General features: G+C 67.9%; 18 protein-coding genes. 7 read left to right on the top strand and 11 right to left on the bottom strand.

From position 1 onward, the window contains the following. Positions 1 to 102: 102 nt before the first annotated feature. Together RCH12_RS13650 and RCH12_RS13645 are read left to right on the top strand one after the other, a co-directional pair. Positions 103 to 1404: a beta-ketoacyl-[acyl-carrier-protein] synthase family protein gene (locus RCH12_RS13650; protein ID WP_207795563.1), complete on the top strand. Its 1302-nt coding sequence runs from the start codon at positions 103 to 105 to the stop codon at positions 1402 to 1404. Between the two features lie 164 nt (positions 1405 to 1568). Then, positions 1569 to 2906, top strand: coding sequence for a nicotinate phosphoribosyltransferase (locus tag RCH12_RS13645; protein ID WP_327017211.1), 1338 nt, complete (start codon positions 1569 to 1571; stop codon positions 2904 to 2906). Positions 2907 to 2938: 32 nt separating this feature from the next. Here RCH12_RS13645 and RCH12_RS13640 read toward each other — a convergent pair whose 3' ends face one another. The 3 genes from RCH12_RS13640 to RCH12_RS18555 are packed head-to-tail and all read right to left on the bottom strand — an operon-like array spanning position 2939 to position 6768. After that, entirely contained in the window at positions 2939 to 3235 is a 297-nt protein-coding gene (locus RCH12_RS13640; protein WP_088455545.1) for a DUF3039 domain-containing protein, read from the bottom strand. A gap of 18 nt (positions 3236 to 3253) precedes the next feature. Then, the gene (locus RCH12_RS13635; protein WP_207795564.1) at positions 3254 to 4828 is read right to left on the bottom strand and encodes a hypothetical protein; all 1575 of its coding nucleotides are present in this window, start codon (positions 4826 to 4828) and stop codon (positions 3254 to 3256) included. Then, the gene (locus tag RCH12_RS18555; protein ID WP_442784579.1) at positions 4804 to 6768 is read right to left on the bottom strand and encodes an ATP-binding cassette domain-containing protein; all 1965 of its coding nucleotides are present in this window, start codon (positions 6766 to 6768) and stop codon (positions 4804 to 4806) included. The genes RCH12_RS13635 and RCH12_RS18555 overlap by 25 nt, the downstream gene beginning before the upstream one ends. 468 nt (positions 6769 to 7236) lie before the next feature. Between RCH12_RS18555 and RCH12_RS13625 the strand changes: the two genes are divergently transcribed. The 4 genes from RCH12_RS13625 (at position 7237) to RCH12_RS13610 (ending at position 10547) form a co-directional block, all read left to right on the top strand. After that, complete coding sequence (locus RCH12_RS13625) at positions 7237 to 7929, top strand: phosphocholine cytidylyltransferase family protein (RefSeq protein WP_088455544.1); 693 nt, start codon at positions 7237 to 7239, stop codon at positions 7927 to 7929. Positions 7930 to 7999: 70 nt separating this feature from the next. Next, positions 8000 to 8800, top strand: coding sequence for an ABC transporter permease (locus tag RCH12_RS13620; RefSeq protein WP_243399305.1), 801 nt, complete (start codon positions 8000 to 8002; stop codon positions 8798 to 8800). Then, positions 8800 to 9546, top strand: coding sequence for an ABC transporter ATP-binding protein (locus tag RCH12_RS13615; RefSeq protein WP_327017210.1), 747 nt, complete (start codon positions 8800 to 8802; stop codon positions 9544 to 9546). The genes RCH12_RS13620 and RCH12_RS13615 overlap by 1 nt, the downstream gene beginning before the upstream one ends. Before the next feature lie 119 nt (positions 9547 to 9665). Then, positions 9666 to 10547 (top strand): hypothetical protein, encoded by an 882-nt coding sequence (locus tag RCH12_RS13610; protein ID WP_327017209.1) that lies wholly within the window; start codon positions 9666 to 9668, stop codon positions 10545 to 10547. Here the strand turns inward: RCH12_RS13610 and RCH12_RS13605 are convergent. The 7 genes from RCH12_RS13605 to RCH12_RS13575 form a co-directional block, all read right to left on the bottom strand. Then, positions 10544 to 11827: a hypothetical protein gene (locus RCH12_RS13605; protein WP_327017208.1), complete on the bottom strand. Its 1284-nt coding sequence runs from the start codon at positions 11825 to 11827 to the stop codon at positions 10544 to 10546. The two genes, RCH12_RS13610 and RCH12_RS13605, sit on opposite strands and share 4 nt — an antisense overlap. Before the next feature lie 84 nt (positions 11828 to 11911). Further along, entirely contained in the window at positions 11912 to 12778 is an 867-nt protein-coding gene (locus RCH12_RS13600) for a glycosyltransferase family 2 protein (protein ID WP_327017207.1), read from the bottom strand. 14 nt (positions 12779 to 12792) lie between these two features. Beyond that, the gene (locus tag RCH12_RS13595) at positions 12793 to 13605 is read right to left on the bottom strand and encodes a CDP-alcohol phosphatidyltransferase family protein (protein WP_088455539.1); all 813 of its coding nucleotides are present in this window, start codon (positions 13603 to 13605) and stop codon (positions 12793 to 12795) included. After that, the gene (locus RCH12_RS13590) at positions 13602 to 14663 is read right to left on the bottom strand and encodes a glycosyltransferase family 2 protein (protein ID WP_240632396.1); all 1062 of its coding nucleotides are present in this window, start codon (positions 14661 to 14663) and stop codon (positions 13602 to 13604) included. Before RCH12_RS13590 ends, RCH12_RS13595 begins: the two co-directional genes overlap by 4 nt. Before the next feature lie 163 nt (positions 14664 to 14826). After that, positions 14827 to 16527, bottom strand: a complete 1701-nt coding sequence (locus RCH12_RS13585; protein WP_327017206.1) for a S1C family serine protease — start codon at positions 16525 to 16527, stop codon at positions 14827 to 14829. 139 nt (positions 16528 to 16666) lie between these two features. Next, the gene (locus tag RCH12_RS13580) at positions 16667 to 17212 is read right to left on the bottom strand and encodes a hypothetical protein (RefSeq protein WP_327017205.1); all 546 of its coding nucleotides are present in this window, start codon (positions 17210 to 17212) and stop codon (positions 16667 to 16669) included. A 350-nt stretch (positions 17213 to 17562) separates the two neighbouring features. Then, on the bottom strand, positions 17563 to 18150 hold the full coding sequence (locus tag RCH12_RS13575; RefSeq protein WP_327017204.1) for a hypothetical protein: 588 nt from the start codon (positions 18148 to 18150) through the stop codon (positions 17563 to 17565). Between the two features lie 252 nt (positions 18151 to 18402). Here RCH12_RS13575 and RCH12_RS13570 point away from each other — a divergent pair, with 252 nt between their 5' ends. Beyond that, positions 18403 to 19593 carry an aminotransferase class I/II-fold pyridoxal phosphate-dependent enzyme gene (locus RCH12_RS13570; protein WP_327017203.1) on the top strand — a complete coding sequence of 397 codons (1191 nt, stop codon included), beginning with the start codon at positions 18403 to 18405 and terminating at the stop codon, positions 19591 to 19593. Between the two features lie 79 nt (positions 19594 to 19672). Here RCH12_RS13570 and RCH12_RS13565 read toward each other — a convergent pair whose 3' ends face one another. Beyond that, a complete protein-coding gene (locus tag RCH12_RS13565; protein ID WP_103432581.1) occupies positions 19673 to 20746 on the bottom strand; it encodes an alkene reductase in 1074 nt (357 codons plus the stop codon). Positions 20747 to 21004: the final 258 nt, after the last annotated feature.

Raw genomic sequence — 21004 nt, 5'->3', positions numbered from 1 at the left:
AAGCCTAGCCGGGTTCGGCCTTCGGCCACGCTTGACTCCCCTATATGCCCAGAACCGCCCAACGTACGTGGGCCGGAATATAGCCGTAACTACACTCGGCATATGGGCCAGGCCAACCAGGCAGAGCCCGCACCGGAGACGTCCCTCGCGCCGTCTGAGGAGATGATCGTCATGAATGATCGAGTCGTAATCACCGGACTGGGCGCACTGACGCCCCTCGGTAATTCGTGGACCGAAACCTGGGACGGCCTGACCAACGGCCGCAGCGGTGTCGCCCGCATCACGCAGTTCGACGCCACCGACCTGCCCACCCAGATCGCCGGTGAGGTGAAGGGCTTCGACCCGGCCACGCGGATGTCGATCAAGCAGGTCAAGCGGGCCTCGCGCGCCTCCCAGCTCGCGATCGCCGCTGCCCGCGAGGCCGTCGCGGACGCCGGCTTCGGGCCGTCGATGGAGGGTATCCACACCGGCGTCATCGTCAATAGCGCCGTGTCCGGCTACGCCGAGATCCAGGATGCCACCGAGCACGTCAACGCCGGCAGCGCCCGCCGCATCTCGCCCCGCTTCGTTCCGCAATCGCTGATGAACATGGCCGCTTGCGAGATCGCCATCGACCTGGGCGTGCACGGCCCGGTGAACGCCAGCGCCCTGGCCTGCGCGAGCGGCGCCTACGCCCTCCTCGAGGCGCGCACCATGCTCGTCACGGGCGACGCCGACGTCGTGATCGCCGGCGGTGTCGAGGCCGCCATCACCCCGGTGATGTTCGCCGGGCTGAACGCCATGCACGCCGCATCCACCCATAACGATGAACCCACCGAGGCCAGCCGCCCGTTCGACGCCAACCGCAACGGACTGGTCTTCGGCGAGGGCGCCGTGGTGTTCGTCATGGAGCTGCTCTCCCACGCCCGCGCCCGGGGCGCCCGCGTCTACGCCGAGGTGCTCGGTGGGGCGCTCACCAGCGACGGCTTCAGCATCGTGGCCCCCGACCCGTCGGGCACGTACGCCAGCCAGGCGATCACCCGAGCCCTGGACAAGAGCCGGCTCAACCCGGCCGACATCGACATGATCGTGGCCCACGGCACCTCCACCCAGGCCAACGACAAGGCGGAGACCCTCGCGATCCGCAATTCACTGCGCCACTTCGCCGACAAGATCTCCATCACCGCGCCCAAGTCGATGACCGGGCACATGATCGGCGCTGCCGGAGCCCTGTCGGCCCTGGTCGGCGCCCTGTCGATCAAGAACGGCATTGTGCCGCCCACGATCAACCTGCGCACCCCCGACCCGGACTGCACCCTGGATTACACGCCGCTCACCGCGCGCATCCAGCCCATCAAGCACGCCCTGGTGAACGCGTTCGGCTTCGGCGGCCAGAACTGCATCGTCGCCTTCGGCGCCCTGTAGGCGCTGGCGCCCGGATACCGGCCCGACCGGGCATCCACGAGTTGCGCGAAACGGCCCCTTCAAGGCACCTGAAGGGGCCGTTTGGCGCTTCTCGGCGAACGGGCGACGGGAGAGTGTGCACTGGGCGCCCAGCCCGGGTCCCAGCGGGCGGATAGGCTTCTCGCGTGACCGAGACTTCTGCCTTTCGAACCGACCGCTATGAACTCACCATGGTGGATGCCGCGATCCAGAGCGGCACCGCGAACCGAGAGTGCATGTTCGAGGCCTTCGCCCGGCGTCTGCCCGCGGGCCGACGGTATGGAATCGTGGCCGGCACCGGCCGCCTGCTCGACCTGATCCGCGATTTCAGGTTCGGCGACGCTGAACTCGACTGGCTGCGCGCCAACAATGTGGTGCGCCCGCCCACCCTCGACTGGCTGGCGGACTACTCCTTCAGCGGCAACATCTGGGGATACCGCGAGGGTGACGCGTACTTCCCGGGATCGCCCCTGATCCAGGTCGACGGCACCTTCGCCGAGTGCGTCGTGCTCGAGACCCTGATCCTCAGCGTGCTCAACTACGACAGCGCCGTGGCCAGCGCCGCCGCCCGCATGGTGTCGGTGAGCCTGGGCCGGCCGCTGGCCGAGATGGGATCCCGCCGCACGGGCGAACACTCCGCCGTGGCCGCTGCCCGCGCCGCGTACATCGCCGGGTTCGCCTCCACCAGCAACCTCGAAGCCGGCCGGAGCTGGGGTATCCCCACCATGGGCACCGCCGCGCATTCCTTCACCCTGCTGCACGACACCGAAGAGGACGCCTTTCGCGCCCAGGTGGATGCGTTCGGCGCGTCGACCACGCTGCTGGTCGACACCTACAACATCGAGCGCGGCATCGAACTGGCCGTCTCCGTGGCCGGCACCGGGCTGGGTTCAATCCGCATCGACTCCGGCGACCTTCCCACCGTCGCCGCCGCCGCACGCGCCCAGCTGGACTCGCTCGGCGCCGTGAACACCCAGATCACCGTCACCAGCGACCTGGACGAGTACTCGATCGCCGCGCTGTCCGCGTCGCCGGTGGATGCCTTCGGGGTGGGCACCTCACTCGTGACAGGGTCCGGCGCACCGGCCGCCGGCATGGTCTACAAGCTGGTGGCACACCGGAACACTGCAGACGAGTGGGTTTCGGTGGCGAAAACCTCGGCCTCGAAGGCCTCGGTCGGCGGCCGCAAGAGCGCTGTGCGGCTGCTGGACGCGACAGGAACGGCGCGCGAGGAGGTCGTCATGGTGGCGGCGAACGGCCCGACGGACGCACCGGTGGAGGCCCACGAACCCCACGCGGCCGGAGCCACGGAGCGGTCGTTGCTGGTGCCGCTCATGGAGGCCGGGGTTGTCGACGAACGCTACGTGGGCGCAGCCGGCACCCGGCTGGCCCGCGAGCAGAACGCCGCGGCGATGCGTGAGCTGCCCATCGATGCGTTCAGGCTCGGCCGCGGCGACGCCGTCATCCCGACGGTGTTCCGCTAGCGGAGTGTCGACAGGCCCGGCCAACGAACGGGTTAGTCCTGCTTCATCTTTTCGTAGATTGACTTGCAGGTCGGGCAGACCGGGAACTTCTCGGGGTCGCGGCCCGGCAGCCACTTCTTGCCACACAACGCCTTGACCGGCTTGCCGGTCATAGCCGACTCGAGGATCTTGTCCTTCGGCACGTAGTGCGAAAAGCGTTCGTGGTCACCGGGCTCGATCTGCTCCTGGTTGAGCAGTTCCTCGAGTTCACGATCGAGGGTGGATGTTCCGCCACCAATGTCTGGGCCGCGGCCGGGCTCTGCGATGCTCGCGCGAATGTCGTGTGTCATGGAATCAAGTGTATGCAGCTACGCGCGCAATGCGGAGGAGAGCATTTCGGGACCACGACGTTCGAAGGTCCGCGAGCCCAGCCACACCCCGCCGATCAGCATGACGAAGCCGATGCCGAGCCCCCAGTAGAGAGCCGGCAGGTTCCACAGCGGATCCACGAAGACACCCAGAACGGCGCACACGATGGCCGGCAGGGCCACCACGATGGACCCGACGAAGGTGAAGGACTGGATGATCGCGGCGGCGGTATCCGACGACTGCGGCTGCGCGAACGGGCTGTCCCCGGGCTTGGTCGCCGGGTAGGGGAACCGGGCCGACGTGAAGCTGGAGAAGCCCAGCCCGGCGAGCAGGATGCAGGTGCTCACGCCGAGCAGACCGGGCAGCACCGCCCAGTCCCCGTGCACGCTGACGCTGACGGCCGAGCCGAGCCCGATCAACGGGATGCCCACGAAGAGCGCCGGAACGAGCCGGCCGACGCGGTCGGCCACCCCGCGCGGTCCGGAGACCACGTGCAGCCAGATGGCGGTGTGGTCATACGCGACGTCGTTGTGCAGCGTCCAACCGAGGAAGACGCACATCAGCGGCACCGGAACGAGGACCAGGTATTCGAAGGGCATGCCCGCGAAGACGAGAGGCAGGATCACCAGGACCGGGACGATGGGGATCATGATCAGCGACACCCAGTAGCGCGGGTCGCGGCCCCAGTAGGTGATGCTGCGGGCGGCGATCGCACCGATCGGGTTGTGCGGCATCCGGTCGAACCAGCCCAGGCCGCCGTAGGCCTTGGCCTGAGCCTCGCGGCCCGGGGTGACGAGCATCCGGGCCACCAGACCCTGCCAGGCGAGCCAGAGCAGGTACACGGTCGCGGCGGCGATGAGGAGCTTGAGGAAGGCGATCCCCCAGTCGCCGACAGCGGCGTCACCCGGCACGGCCCACGCTGCGCCCAGCGGCGTCCAGCCGAGGATGCTCGCGAAACCGCCCAGCACGTCGAGCCCGTATTTGCTCCAGTCCACATTCACCAGCAGGACCACCACGGGGGTGATCATGACGATCAGCAGGATGCCGATGATGCCGGTGAACTCGCGGGCACGGCGGGTGGACAGCAGGAATGCCGAGATGGACGTGCTCACCCGGGAGGCGAGCATGCAGGTCGCCAGAAGCAGCGCGGCCGCCAGGATGGCGAACAGGGTCTCCCCCACTCCCCTGGACCAGGTGACGATGGTGCCCAACAGCACCAGCGCGAGGGTGGTCGCTGGGACGCCGACGAGTGCGGACACGGCGAGGCCGAACGACAGCTGCCTGTTCGGGACGCCCAGGGTGGAGAATTTGCGCGGGTCCATGCTGTCGTCCACGCCGAAGACGAGCGGTACGAGGAAGAAGCCGAGCACCACCAGCGAACCGGCCACGATGAGGCCCTCCCGGATGGCGCCGACGTCGTCGACGAACCGGAACGTGATGAGCATGGCCACCAGGGCCGCGGCGACGAGCAGTCCGTAGAGCAGGCCGAGCACCACTCCAACGACCTGCCAGGGGCTACGCCGGAACAGATTGGCGAGCAGCCTCAGTTTCAGTCCGAGAAATTGTGCAACCACTCCAGGCCCTCCGCAACCTTTCGTCCGCCGGCGAGGTCGACGAAGCGTTCTTCGAGTGACACGTTGCCGCGCACCTCGTCGATCGTTCCCGCGGCCAGCACCGAGCCCTGCACAATGATCGCCACGTGGTCGCACACCCTCTGGATGAGGTCCATGCCGTGGCTGGAGAGAATCACCGTTCCGCCGGCAGCGACGTAGCGCTGCAGAATCTCGGTGACGTTCACGGCCGACACCGGGTCGACCGATTCGAACGGTTCGTCGAGCACCAGCACGCGCGGCGAATGGATCATCGCGCAGGCCAGGGCGATCTTCTTGGTCATGCCCGCCGAGTAGTCGGCGACCAGGCGGTTGAGAGCATCCTCGAGACCGAACGCCGCGGCCAGGTCAGCGGACCGGGCACGCACGGTTTCGCTCTCCAGGCCCCGCAGTACGCCGGAGTAGTAGAGAAGCTGTGCACCGGTGAGCCTGTCGAACAGCCGCAGCCGGTCCGGGAGCACTCCAATGGTGCGCTTGGCGGCGATCGGGTCGGCCCACACGTCCACGCCGTGCACCTGGATCGAACCGGAGTCCGGCCGCAGCAGCCCGGTGATCATCGACAGCGTGGTGGTCTTACCCGCGCCGTTGGGGCCGACGATGCCGTAGAACGACCCGGCCCGAACCTCGAGGTTGACGTCGGCGACGGCCACGTTCTGGCCGAAGCTCTTGTTCAGCCCGCTGACCGCGATCTCCACGCGAGGGGACGCACCGATGACGGCGGATGCGCCGGTGCGCGGGGCCATCGGCTTGCGCACGACCGGCGGGATGCGCTGTGCCGTGGCACCGACGACGGGTTCGGGGCGCGCTGGTGCCTCGGCTGTCGCGGCATCCGTGCGCTCTGCAACGCCGAGGTCGGTCGGAGACACGGCCTCGGTCTGCTTCGGAGCAAACCTGGGCAGCCGCCAGAACGGCCGCTTCGCGGGTGGGGCCGGCTCGGTGGCGGGGGCGCTGGTCGCCGGGGTCACGGTGAGCACAACGGTGTCGTCGGAATCCGGCGAGGCCGGCGTCGTCAAGACGACGGTCTCGTCGTCGGCGGAGGACGCGGGGGCGGCCGGCACGACCGGCAGCACCATCGTGGCGTCGGGCCCGGGTGTAGCGGGCGCGGCCGGGTCGGGCACTGCGGTGACGGGCGCTTTCGTTACGGGCTCTTCAGTGACGGATTCCGCAGCGGCTGGCGCGTCGTCGACGGCAGCCGATCGTGCCGCAGCGGCGGCGGCGGCAGCCGCGGTGGCGGCACGTGCAGACGCTGTGGCGGCGGTCCTGGCGGCGGCAGACTTCGCCGCGGCGGACTTGGTCGCTGCGGCGCGGGCCGCGCCGGCTTTGGTGGCCGATTCGGTCTTGGCGGCAGCGGCCTTGGCTGCAGCGGCCTTCGAGGCCGCGGTCCGGGCGCTGCTCGAGCGGGCGGCCGCGGTCTTGGGCTTCTCGGGGCCGACCTCCACGGGGCCGGCGGGCAGGTCCTGCTCAGAGGCCGCGGCGGCGGCCTCGACGGCCTCCGCGGTATCGGCTGTGGACGTCGTCGTGGCCGGCAGCCTGGTGGCCTTGGCCACCGCGGGCTTCACCGGCGCCTTGCGGGCAGCGGGGGTGCGCGTCACCGTGACGCGGGCCGGGGACGTCGCGGGTTCGGCGGCGGCCGGGGTCACGGGCGTCGTCGTCGGTACCGACACGTCCTCCGCCAGCGCGGCGGCGGCCGGCTTCTTCTTGGCCGGAGCGCGGGGCGTCGACGTGGCTCGCGGAGTCGCGGGGGTGCGCGGGGCGCGGGTCGTGCTGCGCGCAGGCTTCACCGGGGTTGCCGAGCCGTCGGGGGTTGCTGCGTCGGCCGGAACCGATGTGTCGGCGCCGGATGCGGCGGGCGCGTTCGACGCCCCTCCGGCCGGGGACGTCGTGGTTCGGGGGGTGCGGCGCACCGGAGGCTTGCGAGGCGGCAACGCGCCGGTGGTCGGTGCTGTCGTTGAAAGGGAATCGGGCTCAGGGGCTCGGTTCGCAGGGGCGTTGTGTTCGATGGCACTACCCTCGCGTTCCGGCTCCGTATCGGGAACGGGCAAGACCGGAGTCCGCTCGTCAGGCTCGGAGTTCGGAGGCACTGGAGTCACCTCGCTAACTTACCAAGGACCGTCTGACCTCGCTGAGGCTGGCGGCGGTCGCAGGCGGATTCCCACCAAAACTCGTACCGGAATCGCAGGTCACAGGGCCGCACCAATCGTCACGATCAGGACACGCCTCTGACCGTCTCTTCCCCCAGAACGGGGTCGTCGGGTAGTCTGAAGGTGGCATAACGGTGTGTCTATACGTGAACTTAGGGGTGAACCGCAGGCAAACTCGGCGAAAACGTCCGACCGCTGCGGGGCCACCCAGATCTTTCTTAGGAGATATTCGTGACCACCCAGGTAGTAATACTTGCAGCAGGAATGGGCAGCCGCCTCGGCCGCTCCCTTCCCAAACCGCTGACCGAACTCAACGACGGCCGCACGATCATGCAGCAGCAGTTCGACAACATCGAGCACGCCTTCGGCAAGAAGACCAAGGTCACCATCGTCGTCGGCTACAAGCTCGAGCACATCATCGAGGCTTTCCCGCAGGCATCCTTCGTCTACAACGAGCAGTACGACGTGACCAACACGTCGAAGAGCCTGCTGCGCGCCCTCCGCGCGTCCGCCAGCGGCGGCGTGCTGTGGATGAACGGCGACGTCGTCTTCGATCCCGCTATCCTCGATCGCGCTGCCGCGATGATGAAGCGCGACCAGTCCTTCGTCACGGTGAACACGTCGAAGGTGTCTGACGAGGAAGTCAAGTACACGACGAGCGCCGAAGGCTACATCAAGGAGCTGTCGAAGACCGTGAAGAACGGGCTCGGCGAGGCTGTCGGCATCAACTACGTGTCTGCCGCTGACAAGCCCATGCTCATCCACCACCTCAGCAAGGTCGGCGACCAGGACTACTTCGAACGCGGCATCGAGCTCGCGATCGAGAAGAACCGCATGCTCGTCGAGCCCGTCGACATCTCCGACTTCTACGCCGTCGAGGTCGACTTCGCCGAAGACCTCGAGCGCGCCAACCTCTTCGTCTGATCAGCCTGGAGCCGCGGGGCGGTCGCGTCGATGGCGCGGCGCCCCGATCCGCTCCCATACGATAGAGCGCGTGAGTAGTTACGCTCAGGTGCGTCCTGAACAGCGCACCCCGTTTGCGCGGTACCGTCATTCCCTCTGGTTGTTGACCCAGCGGGACCTGCGGGTGCGGTACTCCACCTCCGTGCTCGGCTACTTCTGGTCTATCCTCGACCCGTTGGTGATGGCCGGAATCTACTGGTTCGTCTTCACCCAGGTCTTCCAGCGCACCGTTGGCAACGAACCGTACATCGTCTTTTTGCTCGCTGCACTGCTGCCGTGGATGTGGTTCAACGGGGCCATCTCCGACTGCACCCGGGCCTTCCTGCGTGAGGCAAAACTCATCAGGTCCACCCGGATCCCCCGCACCATCTGGGTCAACCGGCTCGTGCTTTCCAAGGGCATCGAGTTCATCGCCGCCATTCCGGTCCTGATCGTCTTTGCGATCTGGTCCGGCGCCGAGGTCAACATGGATGCGATCTTCTTCCCGCTGGCCATCCTCATCCAGGCCGTGCTCACGGCCGGAGTCGGCCTCATCGTGGCCCCACTGGTCGTGTTCTTCCGCGACCTCGAGCGTGCCGTCAAACTCATCCTGCGCTTTCTGTTCTACGCGTCGCCGATCATCTACGGCACCAGTGACCTGCCGGAGCAGCTGCACTTCTGGGCGGCGTTCAACCCGCTCAGCGGCATCTTCAGCCTGTACCGGGCCGCGTTCTTCCCCGGCGAGCTGGACTGGTTCGTCGTGGCCGTCAGCGCTGCCATGTCGGTGGCATTCCTCGGAATCGGCCTGCTGGTCTTCTCCCGCACCGAGCGTGCCGTGCTGAAGGAGATCTGATGACCGAGACCGTCATCTCCCTGAACGACGTCGGCATCAGGTTCCGCCGGAATAGGCGCAGCCGCCGCAGCTTCAAAGACCTCTTCGCCGGCACCCGCCGCCGCACCAGGTCTGGTGAGTTCTGGGCGCTGCAGAACGTGTCGTTCACCGTGCAACGCGGTGAGGCGATCGGGGTCGTCGGCCGCAACGGCCAGGGCAAGTCCACCCTGCTCAAGCTCGTCACGGGCGTTGTGCTGCCCGACGAGGGCACAGTGAACGTCATCGAGGGTGTCGCCCCGCTGATCGAGATCACGGGCGGCTTCGTCGACGACCTCACCGTGCGCGACAACGTGTACCTCACGGCGGGTCTGCACGGCATGACCCGCAAGCAGATCGATTCCCGCTTCGACGACATCATCGAGTTCGCCGAGATCGCCGACTTCATCGACACCCCGTACAAGCACCTGTCCAGCGGCATGAAGGTGCGTATCGCATTCGCCGTGATCTCCAGGCTCGAGGAGCCGATCATCCTCGTCGACGAGGTGCTGGCGGTCGGCGACAAGGCGTTCCGCGAGAAGTGCTACCGCCGCATCGAAGAGCTCCTGGCCGGCGGACGCACCCTGTTCTTCGTGTCGCACAACGAGCGCGACCTGCGCCGGTTCTGCGCCAGGGGCCTCTACCTCGACAAGGGCGAGTTGGTGCTCGACGCCCCGATCAACGAGGTGCTCGACCGGTACAACGCCGAGTACGGCATCAAGAAGGCCTGAGACGTCACCCGACCACGATTCGTCACGGCCACAGCGCATCAATCTGGCTGGGAATTACCTCGACGATGCCCAGTTTCGAACCGTAAACTCGTGCTTCTGCACCCGAGGAGGACCGCCCCATGGCTAAGAAGCCCACACCACTGCTGTCGCCCACCGGCGGGCTGCCGCAGGGCGGCCAGCTGCCATCCGGCGTCGCCACCGGTTTCGACAGGGTCATGGCGATTCATCGCCCCGCTGTGCTCGCCCACATCCGCAGCATTCGCCACCGTCACCCCGATGCCTCGCCGGAACAGCTTGTGCGCATTCTGGAACGACGGTATCTCGCCGCGGTCACCAGCGGCGGCGCCGCGGTCGGCGCCACGGCAGTGATCCCCGGCGTCGGCACCGGTATCACGCTCGCCCTGTCCGGCGTCGAGACGGCCGGCTTTCTTGAGGCGACCGCTCTCTTCTCCCAGTCCGTCAGCGAGGTGCACGGGATCACGGTGAGTGATCCCGAACGCGCCAGGGCGCTCGTGATGACCATGATGCTCGGCCACGAGGGCTCCGACCTGGTGCGTCAGCTGGCCGGGCAGGTCACCGGCGGAGGGGTGGCCCGTACTGCCTACTGGGGAGAGTTGGTGACCACCAGCCTGCCCCGCGCCATCATGGGGCCGCTGACGGACCGTCTCAAGCGCACCTTCATCCGGCAGTTCGCCGCCAAGGGCGGAGCCAGCCTGATCGGCAAGGCCGTGCCGTTCGGCATCGGCGCCGTGATCGGCGGGATGGGTAACCACATCCTCGGCAAGCGGGTCATCGGTTCGTCCAGGCTTGCGTTCGGTCAGGCGCCCGCTGACTTCCGCCCGGAGCTCGACCCGCGGGCGCACACCATCACGCTGCGCGACGGCGCCGTGATTCCCGGCAACCGGCTCACTCAGCTGGGCCACGGCGCACTCCGGGCACTCCCCCGGCCGCTCCGCCGCCGGCCGGTGCCCGCGGACCAGGTCGAACCCTCGGAGGGTTAGACGTCTTCGGTCTCGCTGACGTCCTCGACGAACTCGGCGAGGCCGTCGTCGTCGCCGGCGTGCACCTGGGCGAACCGGTCCCATTCGGTCATCAGATGTTCGATCGCGGCATGGAACCGCGCCGTCGGCGCACCGGGCGTGGGATCGCCGAAGTACTGCTCGACCCAGACGCGCAGACGTTGCTCGGCGCCGTCGTCGTTCACAAGCTCGTCGAGGGTTTCGACGATACCGGCGGTCTCGCCCGCGTCAAGCCACTCGCAGTCGGACAGGTAGCCGCTGGTGTCGATGGCGGCGAGAGGGTTCAGCGGCCGAGTCACCATGAGCGGTTTGCCCGATGCGAGGCGGTCATAGACCATCGCAGAGATGTCGACGATCGCGACGTCGGCGGCGGAGAGCTGCCAGCCAAGCTCCGCGCCGGTGTCGATGATGTGCTGGGCGCTGGCATCACGGCTGTTCGCCGTGTTGATCGCGGCCATGATCTGCTTGTTCGCCAGACCGTATTCGTGGTCGACCACACCTGATCGCGGATGCGGGCGGTACACCAACCGGTGCCGGGGGCTGCGCAACAGGGCCGTGACCAGGGCCACGCCGTGCGAGGAGATGGAGCCGTACGCGGCGGCTGCGCGGTCGCCCTCCCAGGTGGGGGCATAGAGCACAACGGTGCGCTCGTCGGGTGTGAACGGCAACCGGCCCGAGTAGTGGTCGGCCTGGGGCCGACCGATCGTTATGGCCCGCTTGTCGAAGTCGTAGTCCCAGAGCACCTTGCCGAGCCTGGCGACGGCGGCCTGACCGGCCACGAACGAGTAATCGTATGCCTTGAACTGGTTCGTGGTCATGTACATCTTGTCGCTCTCACCATGGTTGATGAAAACGTGCCAGCGGCGCCCGTAGCGCATCATCTGGAAGTTGCGGGAGTTCTGATTGACGTACAGGACGATGCGGATGTCCTGCTCGGCGATCACTCGTTCGAGGTCGGACACCTTGCGCACGTACGCGACCGGGATCGGGCTCTCTTCGATCAGCTTCATCGTGCCGCCGGCGGTGCGGCTCAAAACGACCACGGGCCAGGTCTCGGCCAGCTTCGCGAGTGGCTTGTACCACTGGCGCATCTGGTAGAGGTTCACCGGGCCGTCCGCGAAGTACACGGCGATCTTGAAAGTATGGGCGGGCAGCGGGCCGCGTACGGCGAGGCGCTCGGTGAGGAGGCGCTGAGCCTTGCGGGAACCGAGCACATCCTTCACCAGCTTTGCTGCGAGTCGGACGTCTTTGCTGCTTACCACTGCTCCAGCCTACCCACCGGGCCGGGACCTAGGGCCTACCGCCCCCCGGACGGGGCGCACCGGTAGCCAATCGTTAGGCCCCGCTCAGATGACGGGGGGCCGGCCCGCGCGAGTCATCCGCCAGATGGTGCGGCTCGCCAGCGGACGGCGTTCGCCGGGGTCGGTGACCCACCCCTCCCACCAGCCGCCGAACCAGGCCGTGAGGGCAGCCGGGTTGCGGGCCCCGCGGAGCACCTGGATCGCTGTCCAGGACCCCACGTAGAGCGGTATCAGCGCCAGTGGCAGGTTACGCCGGGCGATCCAGACGCGGTTGCGGGCGTTGAGCCTGTAAAAATCGGCGTGCCGGGTGGGCAGGATCACCGGGTGGTTCGCCACCAGGTTGCCTGCGTACCAGGTGCGCAGTCCCTGGTCCCAGACCCGCCAGGCCAGCTCGATGCCCTCGTGGGCGTAGAAGAACGGTTCGGCCCAGCCGCCGGTGGCGTCGAAAACGGGTCTGGGCAGAAGCACAGCACCCTCCCACACCGAGAACACCGCACTGGAGTGTGCGGCGTCGCCCTTGCGGATGCGGGGAATCCAGCGGCGCGGCGCGGTCAGGCCGGCCGGGTCGACGACCTGAGGCTGCAGCAGACCGATGCTGGGGTCGGCACGCAGCACCCCCACGGCATCGATCAGGAACCGGGGATCCGGCAGGCTGGCATCGTCATCGAGGAAGAAAAGGTAGTCGCCGCTGACGTGCTCCACACCGCGATTGCGGCCGGCGGGGATGCCCAAGTTCTCGGGCAGGGCGAGCGCGGCGACGCCACTGGGCAGACCGGTGGGCTGCCAGCCGTTGCCCACGCAGATGATGTCCAGCTGCACGTCTTCCTGGGCGAGCAGGCTGCGAATGCCGCGCTCGAGATCGTCCGGGCGGCGGCCCTGAGTGAGCACGACCACACCGATGGTGACGGGCACGCTGTCGCCTGACCTCAGGAGCGCACTCGCTTCGAGGCCATGATCGCCAGGAAGTGGCCGATCAGAGCGAGGAAGGCGAGCGGAACCAGGACGGCGAGGAAGACCCGGTCGGTGATCGGCTGACCGAGGACGAGGCCGATGACTGCGGCGACGAAGATCACCATCGTCATTTCCACCGAGTGGTACAGGCGGTGGAACGGCAGGAACCGGGCCAACCGGCGCAGGGTGGCGATCAGGCCTGCCTGCGGCACCTTCTCACCCTTGTTGTCGGCGAGCTTGGGCAGGCCGGCGTTGGCGCGGGCAACGTGCACCATGTCGTTGAGAGCCTTGTTGAGCACGATCAGCAGTGCCAGGGCCAGGCCGAGCGTGGTGAACAGGAAGTCGGCGGGTGCTTCGAACGGGTAGGCGGCGGCGCGGATGCCCAGCGCGATGGGGATCAGGGCCTCGGTCGAGTAGTGCCCGACCTTGTCGAGGAACACCCCGGCCGGTGACGATGTCCTGCGCCAACGGGCGACCTCGCCGTCACAGCAGTCGACCAGCATCTGCAGCTGGCCGAGCACCAGGGCCAGCAGCGCACCCCAGATGCCGGGAATGAGCAGCGCCGCGGCCGTGGACCAGCCGACGAGGATCATCAGGCCGGTGACGCCGTTAGCCGAGATGCGTGTCTTCAGCAACAGCCAGGTGAGGTACGGCGACAGGTCACGAAGGTACAGCGACGCCGTCCAGTGCTCGGCGTTGGCGCGCATCCGCACCTCGGGAGGTTGCGCGACGGCACGAAGCTCGGCGATCGAAGAGGGCCGAGCCGTGTTGGGCGAACCAGACGTCATTGATGTCTTCCCGTGTGTGCCGAGATGTTGGTGGTGAGCTTGAGGTAACCGAGCAGGAAGCCGATGCCCCAGCAGAAGTGAATGCACGGCAAGACTACGAGAAACCAGAGCGCGACACGAACGCCGTCGGAGCGGGTCGACGCAACGGTGGCCGCCACGACGATGAGCAGGTAGGCCAGCGGGGCCAGGAAGCCCAGCAGCAGCCAGCCCGGTCCGCCCAGCAGGACCTGCACCAGGCCGGCGAGGCCGAGCAGGATGCCGATGGTGACGCCGAGCACCATCACGGGTGGGGCGAAGTAGCGCAGGCCGTTGGATTCAGGGAACCGGCGGGCCAGTTCGCCGCGCCACAGTCCGGTGGAGACCATCTGTCGGGCCAAGCGGGACAGGCTGGGCCGCGGCCGGTAGATGACCTTCAGCGCCGGGGTGAACCAGACCGAGCCACCGTGCTCGCGCAGGCGGCGGTTGAGTTCCCAGTCCTGGCCGCGCTTGATGCCCTCGTCGAACATGCCCACCCGCAGCAGGCTGTCACGGCGGAAGCAGCCGAGGTACACGGTCTCGGCTTCGCCCTCGGGGCCGCCGACGTGCAGCGGAGTGCCGCCCAGGCCGATGCGGGTGCCGTAGGCGCGGGCCACGGCTTGCTGGAACGGGGCGGTGCCCTGGGCATCCATGATGCCGCCGACGTTGTCGGCGCCGGTGCGTTGCAGTGTCTCGACGGCGATGCGGGCGTAGTCGCGCGGAAGCACCGAGTGGGCGTCGACGCGGATCACGACAGGGAAGGTGGACGCGCGAATGGCGATATTGAGGCCGGCCGGCGTCGACCCGACTTCATTGGCGACGACGCGGATGCGCGGATCCACCGCGGCCATCTCTTCGACGAGTTCGGTGGTGCCGTCGATGCTCGGCCCCAGGGCCAAGGTGACCTCGAACGGGCCGTCGTAGTCCTGCTCGAGCAGGCTTTGGACCGCGGCTCGTACATGGCTGGCCTCGTTGAGCACGGGCATGATGTACGAGACGCCGATCAGCACTGTGTCTGCGCTCTCGTGCACTGGGCTGGCCATCTTTCCACTCATTCGGGCAATCGCCTGAGCCTAGCAGCCGAGTCTTTTCACTCGGTCCGCGTTACCTGTGCACGCCTCCGAGCTGGCGGCCGCGCCCCCCGGACACAACTGCGCCGCCGGTGCAGGACCGGCGGCGCAGGAGGAAGGAAGGAGCTGATCCGGGCTAGCTGGTGAGCTCGCCGACGGTGACTGACACCGTCACCGATTCGCCTTCCCGCACGTAGGTGAGGTCGGCGGTGGCTCCGGCTGCGAGGGTGCGCACCTGGGCGGTGAGGTCGGTCGCGTCGGTGATGGGAACACCGTTGAAGTTGGTGACGACGTCACCGGCCTTCAGCCCGGCCTTCTGGGCGGCTCCGCCGGACGACACCTCGCTGATGAGGGCGCCGACGGTGTCGCTGTCGGTGCTGGTGGCGCCGGTGACGCTGGCGCCGAGCAGGCCGTGCGTGGCAGATCCGGTGTCGATGATCTCGTCCGAGACCCGCTTGGCCAGGTTGGCCGGGATCGAGAAGCCGACACCGATGCTCCCGGCGGTGGTGGCGGTCGAGCTGCCACCGGCGTTGGCGATGGCGACGTTGATGCCGATCAGTTCGCCCTTGCTGTTGAGCAGGGCTCCGCCGGAGTTGCCGGGGTTGATCGCGGCATCCGTCTGGATCACCGCGAGCGAGATGCTGCTCTGGGTGGCCTGGGTGTCCGGGGTGTCGGGCGTCGAACCGTCCCGGTTGGGCAGGTCGTAGTTGAAGAAGTTGCCGTCACCCTCGTCTGGCGTCGTCTCATCGGGCGTGGTGGGTGCGGCCGAGGACGCCACGGTGATGCTGCGGTTCAGGGCGCTCACGATGCCGTTGGTGACGGTGCCGGACAGGCCCAGGGGCGCACCGATCGCGATGGCGGTGTCGCCGACGTTGAGATCGCTCGAATCCGCCCAGGTGATGGGCGTGAGGTCTGACGCGTCGGTGAGCTTGATCACCGCGAGGTCGGAAACCGGGTCGGTGCCGATCAGGGTGGCCGCGTACAGCTTGCCGTCGCTGGCCTTCACCTGGATGGTCGCGTCGGCGGCGGCGCCGTCGAGCGTGACGACGTGGGTGTTGGTCAGGACGTAACCGTCTTCGCTGAGGATGACGCCGGAGCCGGATCCGCCGGAGTCGCCCGCGGCGACCTCGATGGTGACGACACTGGGCGATGCCTTGGCGGCGACGGCGGTGATCTCATTCACGCTGTCGGTGTTGTTGACGACCACCGTGCTCGGGCCCTGGGCCTCGCTGGCCGGGGTGCCGTTGCTCTGGCTCGAGTAGACGACGGCGGAAACACCGGCTGCGGAGACCCCGCCGACCAAGGCGGCGATGGCGAGCGCGGCGACGAAGGCCACGTTGCCTTTGCGGCGGTTGGGGTCCTTGGGCGCCTTCGGTGCACCCGACGGCTGCGCGGGGTAGCCGCTCGCGTTGGCGTAGGCCTGCTGCTGCGCCGGGGTCGGGGCGTAAATCGGGGTGGACCCGTCCGGGCCCGGAATCGGGCGGCCGAAGGCATCCGTGGGGTAGGCCGGGGGCGCCTGGGTGTAGGGGTGCGTCGGCTGTGCTGCTTGAGCGTGCTGGGCTGCGGCCTGGTGCGCTGCTGCCTGCTGCGCGGCGGCCTGGTGCTCAGCTGCCGTGGGCGCCGGGGTCGCGACCGTGGCGTCTTTCGAACCGAGCACCTCGGTGGGCTGGTTGTCGGCGGCGCGGGGAACTGCGGGCTGCACCGCGGTCGGCTGTGCGGCGGTGGGCTGCGCTGCGGTGGGCTGCGCTGCGGCTTCACCCGACGAGTTGACCTCGAACGGTGTGTTGTCCTGAGGCTGGTCGGGGGTGGTGCCCGGGTCCTGAGTGTTGTCGGTCATGGTGTGCTCCTTCCAAGCGAAGCTAGCTTCTCGCCTAAAGCTGAACGTTTGATATGCGCAGACTGGGAGCAATCAATGATGAAGCCGTGACCTTGCCCGGCTCGCGGAACGACGAGGTCCTGCAGCGGCCCGAAGCCTCTCAGCAGCCGGGGCCGCCGGGGTTGCCGAGGCAGGACTCGGCCACCAGAACCGTGCCGGCGCGGTCGGCGATCGCGGTGATCGGGCTGGTCGGCACCAGCACCAGACCCTGCACGTCGCGCCATTCGGCACCGGCAAAGCGATACTCGGCCGAATACGACACGACCAGCCCGATCGACAGCGTGCCGGTGCTCTCGAACACGTGACTGGTTGCGGTTTCTGAGAACTCGGGAAGGTTCAGGGCCGCCCAGGTCGCCCCGCCCGAAGCCGACGTTTGCGACGTTCCGTCGCCGTAGTCCCACCGGAACCCCACCGGGGTGAACCGCACCTCGGCCGAGGCGCCGAGGAGGGATCCTGACCGGACATGGGCCGACGCCGTGGCGAAGAAATTGGCCGGAACGCCGACGACGAGCCACCCGTTGGGTTCCATCCCCTGCGTGGGCGCGTCGGCCGGGATACTGACCAGGTCACTAACACGCACGACCAGATCCGGATCGCACGGAGTCTGAGGCTGGCACACCGGCACCGCGGGGTCGGCCGGCGCCACTATCGGTTGGCGCCTCGGCCCCGTCCCCAGCCCGCCGGATGCGTCGCCCCGGTCGACGGGGACTCCACCGGGAACCAGGCTGACGCCGTCAGGGAGCCCATCCCACTCGCCGCCTCCCGAGCCGCCGCCGCCATCGCCGTCGCGGCCGTTGCCGGAACCAGACCCCTGGCCTCCTGGCGTGTTGACCTCCCGGTCTGCGCTGAGGTCCACCCCGCCGTTGGCGGCAGATGCGTTAGGGCAGACGCCCGTCTGAATCGTCAATCGATTGCAGCCTCCGCCGTCAGCCGTCGCAGCGGCGGGAGCTACCAACAAAAGCAGGGTCATCGCCGTGAGAGTCACCACCAGATACCTCATCCGCAGACTCCGTCACCCTTCCACACCGCGACGCTGGCCACTACAAGTCGTGGAGCGCTGTTCTCTGTCAGATCGAAAGTAACTTCAAACGGAGTCCTGTCTGGACGGTCGGCCGAAACTACCGACTCGCCGGCTTCATTGAGTACATCCACGACAGAGACGTCAGAACACACATACGCCGTCACCACATCCTTGGTTCCCGGCCCAGGCTCAACAGACTGAATGGTGAGATTCGAGAATGCACTGCCTCCAGTGCTGCGAAGGTTCTGCGCCTGAGCTTCGCGATAACTACCGATTTCTGAGTTCGCCAGCTCCGTCGAAGTGAATTCTCGTATCCTCTCGGGGTCTTGGCCGCCATCCATCAGGATCTCGTCTGACGCTCTGAGGTAGTTCGAATAGGCCTCAGTGGCCGCGGCGAGCGCCTCCTCGTCGGAAGCGAAGATGGGGATGATCGTGGGCGTGGGCGACGGAGGCGCGGGCTTCGGTGCCGCCGTACAGCCCGCCGCACCCAACAGCAGACCACCCACACAGGCAGCAGCAACCATCCGTCCGACACCTCGTCGCCCACCACCCACGATCACCATCCCGCCACCGTATGACAGCAGCCCTCCCCCGCGCGCAAGTTATCCACAACCCCGAACCCAGCCGTCGTCCTGCATGACTCCGGCAATCCGTCGCTGGTCGCGCATCCGCACCGGTGTTCGCGGGGTGCGGCCTCACACGGAATCAGGAAGAGCCGGAGTTGCGCCCACCCGCACGGAGTCTGGCGGACGGGCGGGTGCGTGAGTGGGGCCGGCGGGATGTCGTAAATTTGGGGGTATGCAGCAGGTCACCACATGACGATCGGCGGCGCCTGGCGTCGCACCGCCAGAGGCGCCGGGCTCCTCGCCGCCGACGGCACCGTCTCGGCCAGTATTTTCGCGGAGATGAGCGCCCTCGCCATGCGCACCGGCGCTATCAACCTGGGTCAGGGCTTTCCCGACGAGGACGGTCCTGCCGTCGTGCTCGAAGCCGCCCGTCAGGCCATCCGCGACGGCGTCAACCAATACCCGCCCGGGCGGGGAGCACCCGTGCTGCTCGAGGCCATTGCGCGCCACCAGCAGCGCTTCTACGGGTTGACCGTCGACCCCGGCACCGAGGTGCTCGTCACCGCCGGCGCCACCGAGGCGCTCTCCGCCACTCTGCTGGCGCTGCTCGAGCCGGGCGACGAGGTGGTGACCTTCGAGCCGTTCTACGACGCTTACGGCGGCCTGATCGCCCTGGCCGGCGGCGTGCATCGAACGGTGCGGCTGCACTCCCCCGACTTTCAGCCCGACCTGGATGAGCTGGCGGCTGTCGTGACCGACCGCACCCGGATCATCCTGATCAACAACCCGCATAACCCCACCGGCACGGTCTTCACCCGCGAGACCCTCGAACTGATCGTGGCGCTCGCGCACCTGCACGACGCCCTCATCGTGACCGACGAGGTCTACGAACATCTCACCTTCGGCATCGCCCACCTGCCGGTCGCGACCCTGCCCGGTGCCCGTGAGCGCACGGTCACGATCTCCTCCGCCGGCAAGACCTTCAGCACGACGGGTTGGAAGATCGGCTGGTTGAGCGCCCCGGCGGCCATCGTCACGGCGATCCTCGCCGTCAAGCAGTTCCTCACCTATGTCAACGGCGCCCCGTTCCAGCCGGCCACGGCGATCGGACTCGACCTGCCCGACGCCTACTACACCGGCATCGCCGCCGACCTGCAGGCCAAGCGCGATGTGCTGGCCGGCGGGCTCGGCGCGGCGGGGTTCACTCTCGCGGTGCCGCAGGGTTCGTATTTCATCGTGGCGGATGCCGCGCCCCTCGGCCATCCCGACGCCGTCGAGTTCTGCCGCGCACTGCCCGATCTGGCCGGGGTGGTCGGGATCCCGATCTCGGCGTTCTGCCTGCCCGAGCACAGGGCGCAGTACGCGTCGCTCGTGCGGTTCGCGTTCTGCAAGCGCGTCGACGTGCTCGAGGACGCCGCCGCACGGCTCGCCCGCCTGTAAACACCTCGCGGCACACAAAACGGCCCCCTGCAGCAGGGGGCCGTTTCGGTTGTAGCGCGCGGGCGCGCCGCGGGAGAGGCTAGCTCGCGTAGGCCGGGTAATCGGTGTACCCGACGGCATCCGGGCCGTAGAACGTGGCCGGGTTGGGCTCGTTGACCGGCAGGTTCTCCAGCCAGCGGCGCACGAGGTCGGGGTTGGCGATCACGGCACGACCGACGACGACACCGTCGCCGAGACCGTCGTCGAGCAGGGCGATAGCCTCCTCGCGGGTGGTCACGGCGCTGAAACCGGTGTTGACCAGCAGCGGGCCGCCGAACCGGCTGCGCAGCGTGCGCACCAGTTCGCCCGCGGGGTCCCGGTTCAGAACGCTGAGGTAGGCCAGTCCCAGCGGCGCCAGGCCGTCGACCAACGCACCGTAGGTGGCCAGAACGTCGGCGTCGTCGGTCTCAAGGGCATCCTGAATGTTGTGCTGGGGCGAGATACGGATGCCCACCCTGTCGGCGCCGATCGCCGCGGCGACGGCCGTCACGACCTCGATCACGAAACGGGCCCGGTTCTCGGCCGAGCCGCCATAGATGTCATCGCGCTGGTTGGAGGCCGGCGAAAGGAATTCGTGCAGCAGGTACCCGTTGGCGGAGTGTATTTCGACTCCGTCGAGGCCGGCCGCAACGGCGTTGCGAGACGCCTGTACGAAGCCGTCGATGATGCCGGGCAGTTCCTCGCCAGTCAGTGCGCGCGGCACAGGGTAAGGCAGCTTGCCCTTGTAGGTGTGGCTCTCGCCCTGGATGGCGATGGCGCTGGGGGCGACGATCTGGAGCCCTCCGGTGATCTCGGGATGAGAAACGCGGCCGGCGTGCATGACCTGGGCCACGATGCGGCCACCGGAGGCGTGCACGGCGTCGGCGACCTTGGCCCAGCCGGCGACCTGTTCGGTGGTGACCAGGCCCGGCTGGCCCGGGAAGCCCTGGCCGGCCTTATCGGGGTAGACACCCTCTGACACGATCAAGCCGAGGGTGGCCCGCTGGCGATAGTGCTCGATGTTGAGCGCACCCGGAATGCCGTCGACCCCTGACCGCATCCGGGTCAACGGTGCCATGACCATTCGGTTGGGCAGTTCGAGGGCGCCGAGGTTCAGCGGGGTGAAAAGACTCACGTGGTGCTCCTTATATCTGTGGGATGCGGACGCAGTGGATGCGCGGCTGTGCCGCCGTTGTCGAACACGCGTCCCGTTCAGCAAACTCTGCGACAGGGCAAGGTATTCCGGCCGCGGCAAATGATCAGCCGGAACTCAGGCTCGCCCGGCCGCCAATCCGCACCGGAATTTGTCAAGGTGAATGAGGCCAGCGTGAGTTTAGGCGGCTAGTTTCGGCGCTTCTTCCTGAGCGGCGGGTTTGTTGATCCAGGCCGCGTC

It is taken from the genome of Cryobacterium sp. MP_3.1 (assembly GCF_035984795.1).
Lineage (GTDB): Bacteria > Actinomycetota > Actinomycetes > Actinomycetales > Microbacteriaceae > Cryobacterium > Cryobacterium zongtaii.
Note: the sequence above shows the minus strand (reverse complement) of the source record. Positions and strands in the feature narration are given on the sequence as shown.

What these genes read in the sequence shown, in the direction of transcription:
- RCH12_RS13650 (WP_207795563.1), top strand. Translation starts at nt 103, where the DNA reads ATGGGCCAGGCCAACCAGGCAGAGCCCGCACCGGAGACGTCCCTCGCG.
- RCH12_RS13640 (WP_088455545.1), bottom strand. Translation starts at nt 3,235, where the DNA reads ATGACACACGACATTCGCGCGAGCATCGCAGAGCCCGGCCGCGGCCCA.
- RCH12_RS13615 (WP_327017210.1), top strand. Translation starts at nt 8,800, where the DNA reads ATGACCGAGACCGTCATCTCCCTGAACGACGTCGGCATCAGGTTCCGC.
- RCH12_RS13610 (WP_327017209.1), top strand. Translation starts at nt 9,666, where the DNA reads ATGGCTAAGAAGCCCACACCACTGCTGTCGCCCACCGGCGGGCTGCCG.
- RCH12_RS13595 (WP_088455539.1), bottom strand. Translation starts at nt 13,605, where the DNA reads ATGACGTCTGGTTCGCCCAACACGGCTCGGCCCTCTTCGATCGCCGAG.
- RCH12_RS13590 (WP_240632396.1), bottom strand. Translation starts at nt 14,663, where the DNA reads ATGGCCAGCCCAGTGCACGAGAGCGCAGACACAGTGCTGATCGGCGTC.
- RCH12_RS13585 (WP_327017206.1), bottom strand. Translation starts at nt 16,527, where the DNA reads ATGACCGACAACACTCAGGACCCGGGCACCACCCCCGACCAGCCTCAG.
- RCH12_RS13575 (WP_327017204.1), bottom strand. Translation starts at nt 18,150, where the DNA reads ATGGTGATCGTGGGTGGTGGGCGACGAGGTGTCGGACGGATGGTTGCT.
- RCH12_RS13570 (WP_327017203.1), top strand. Translation starts at nt 18,403, where the DNA reads ATGACGATCGGCGGCGCCTGGCGTCGCACCGCCAGAGGCGCCGGGCTC.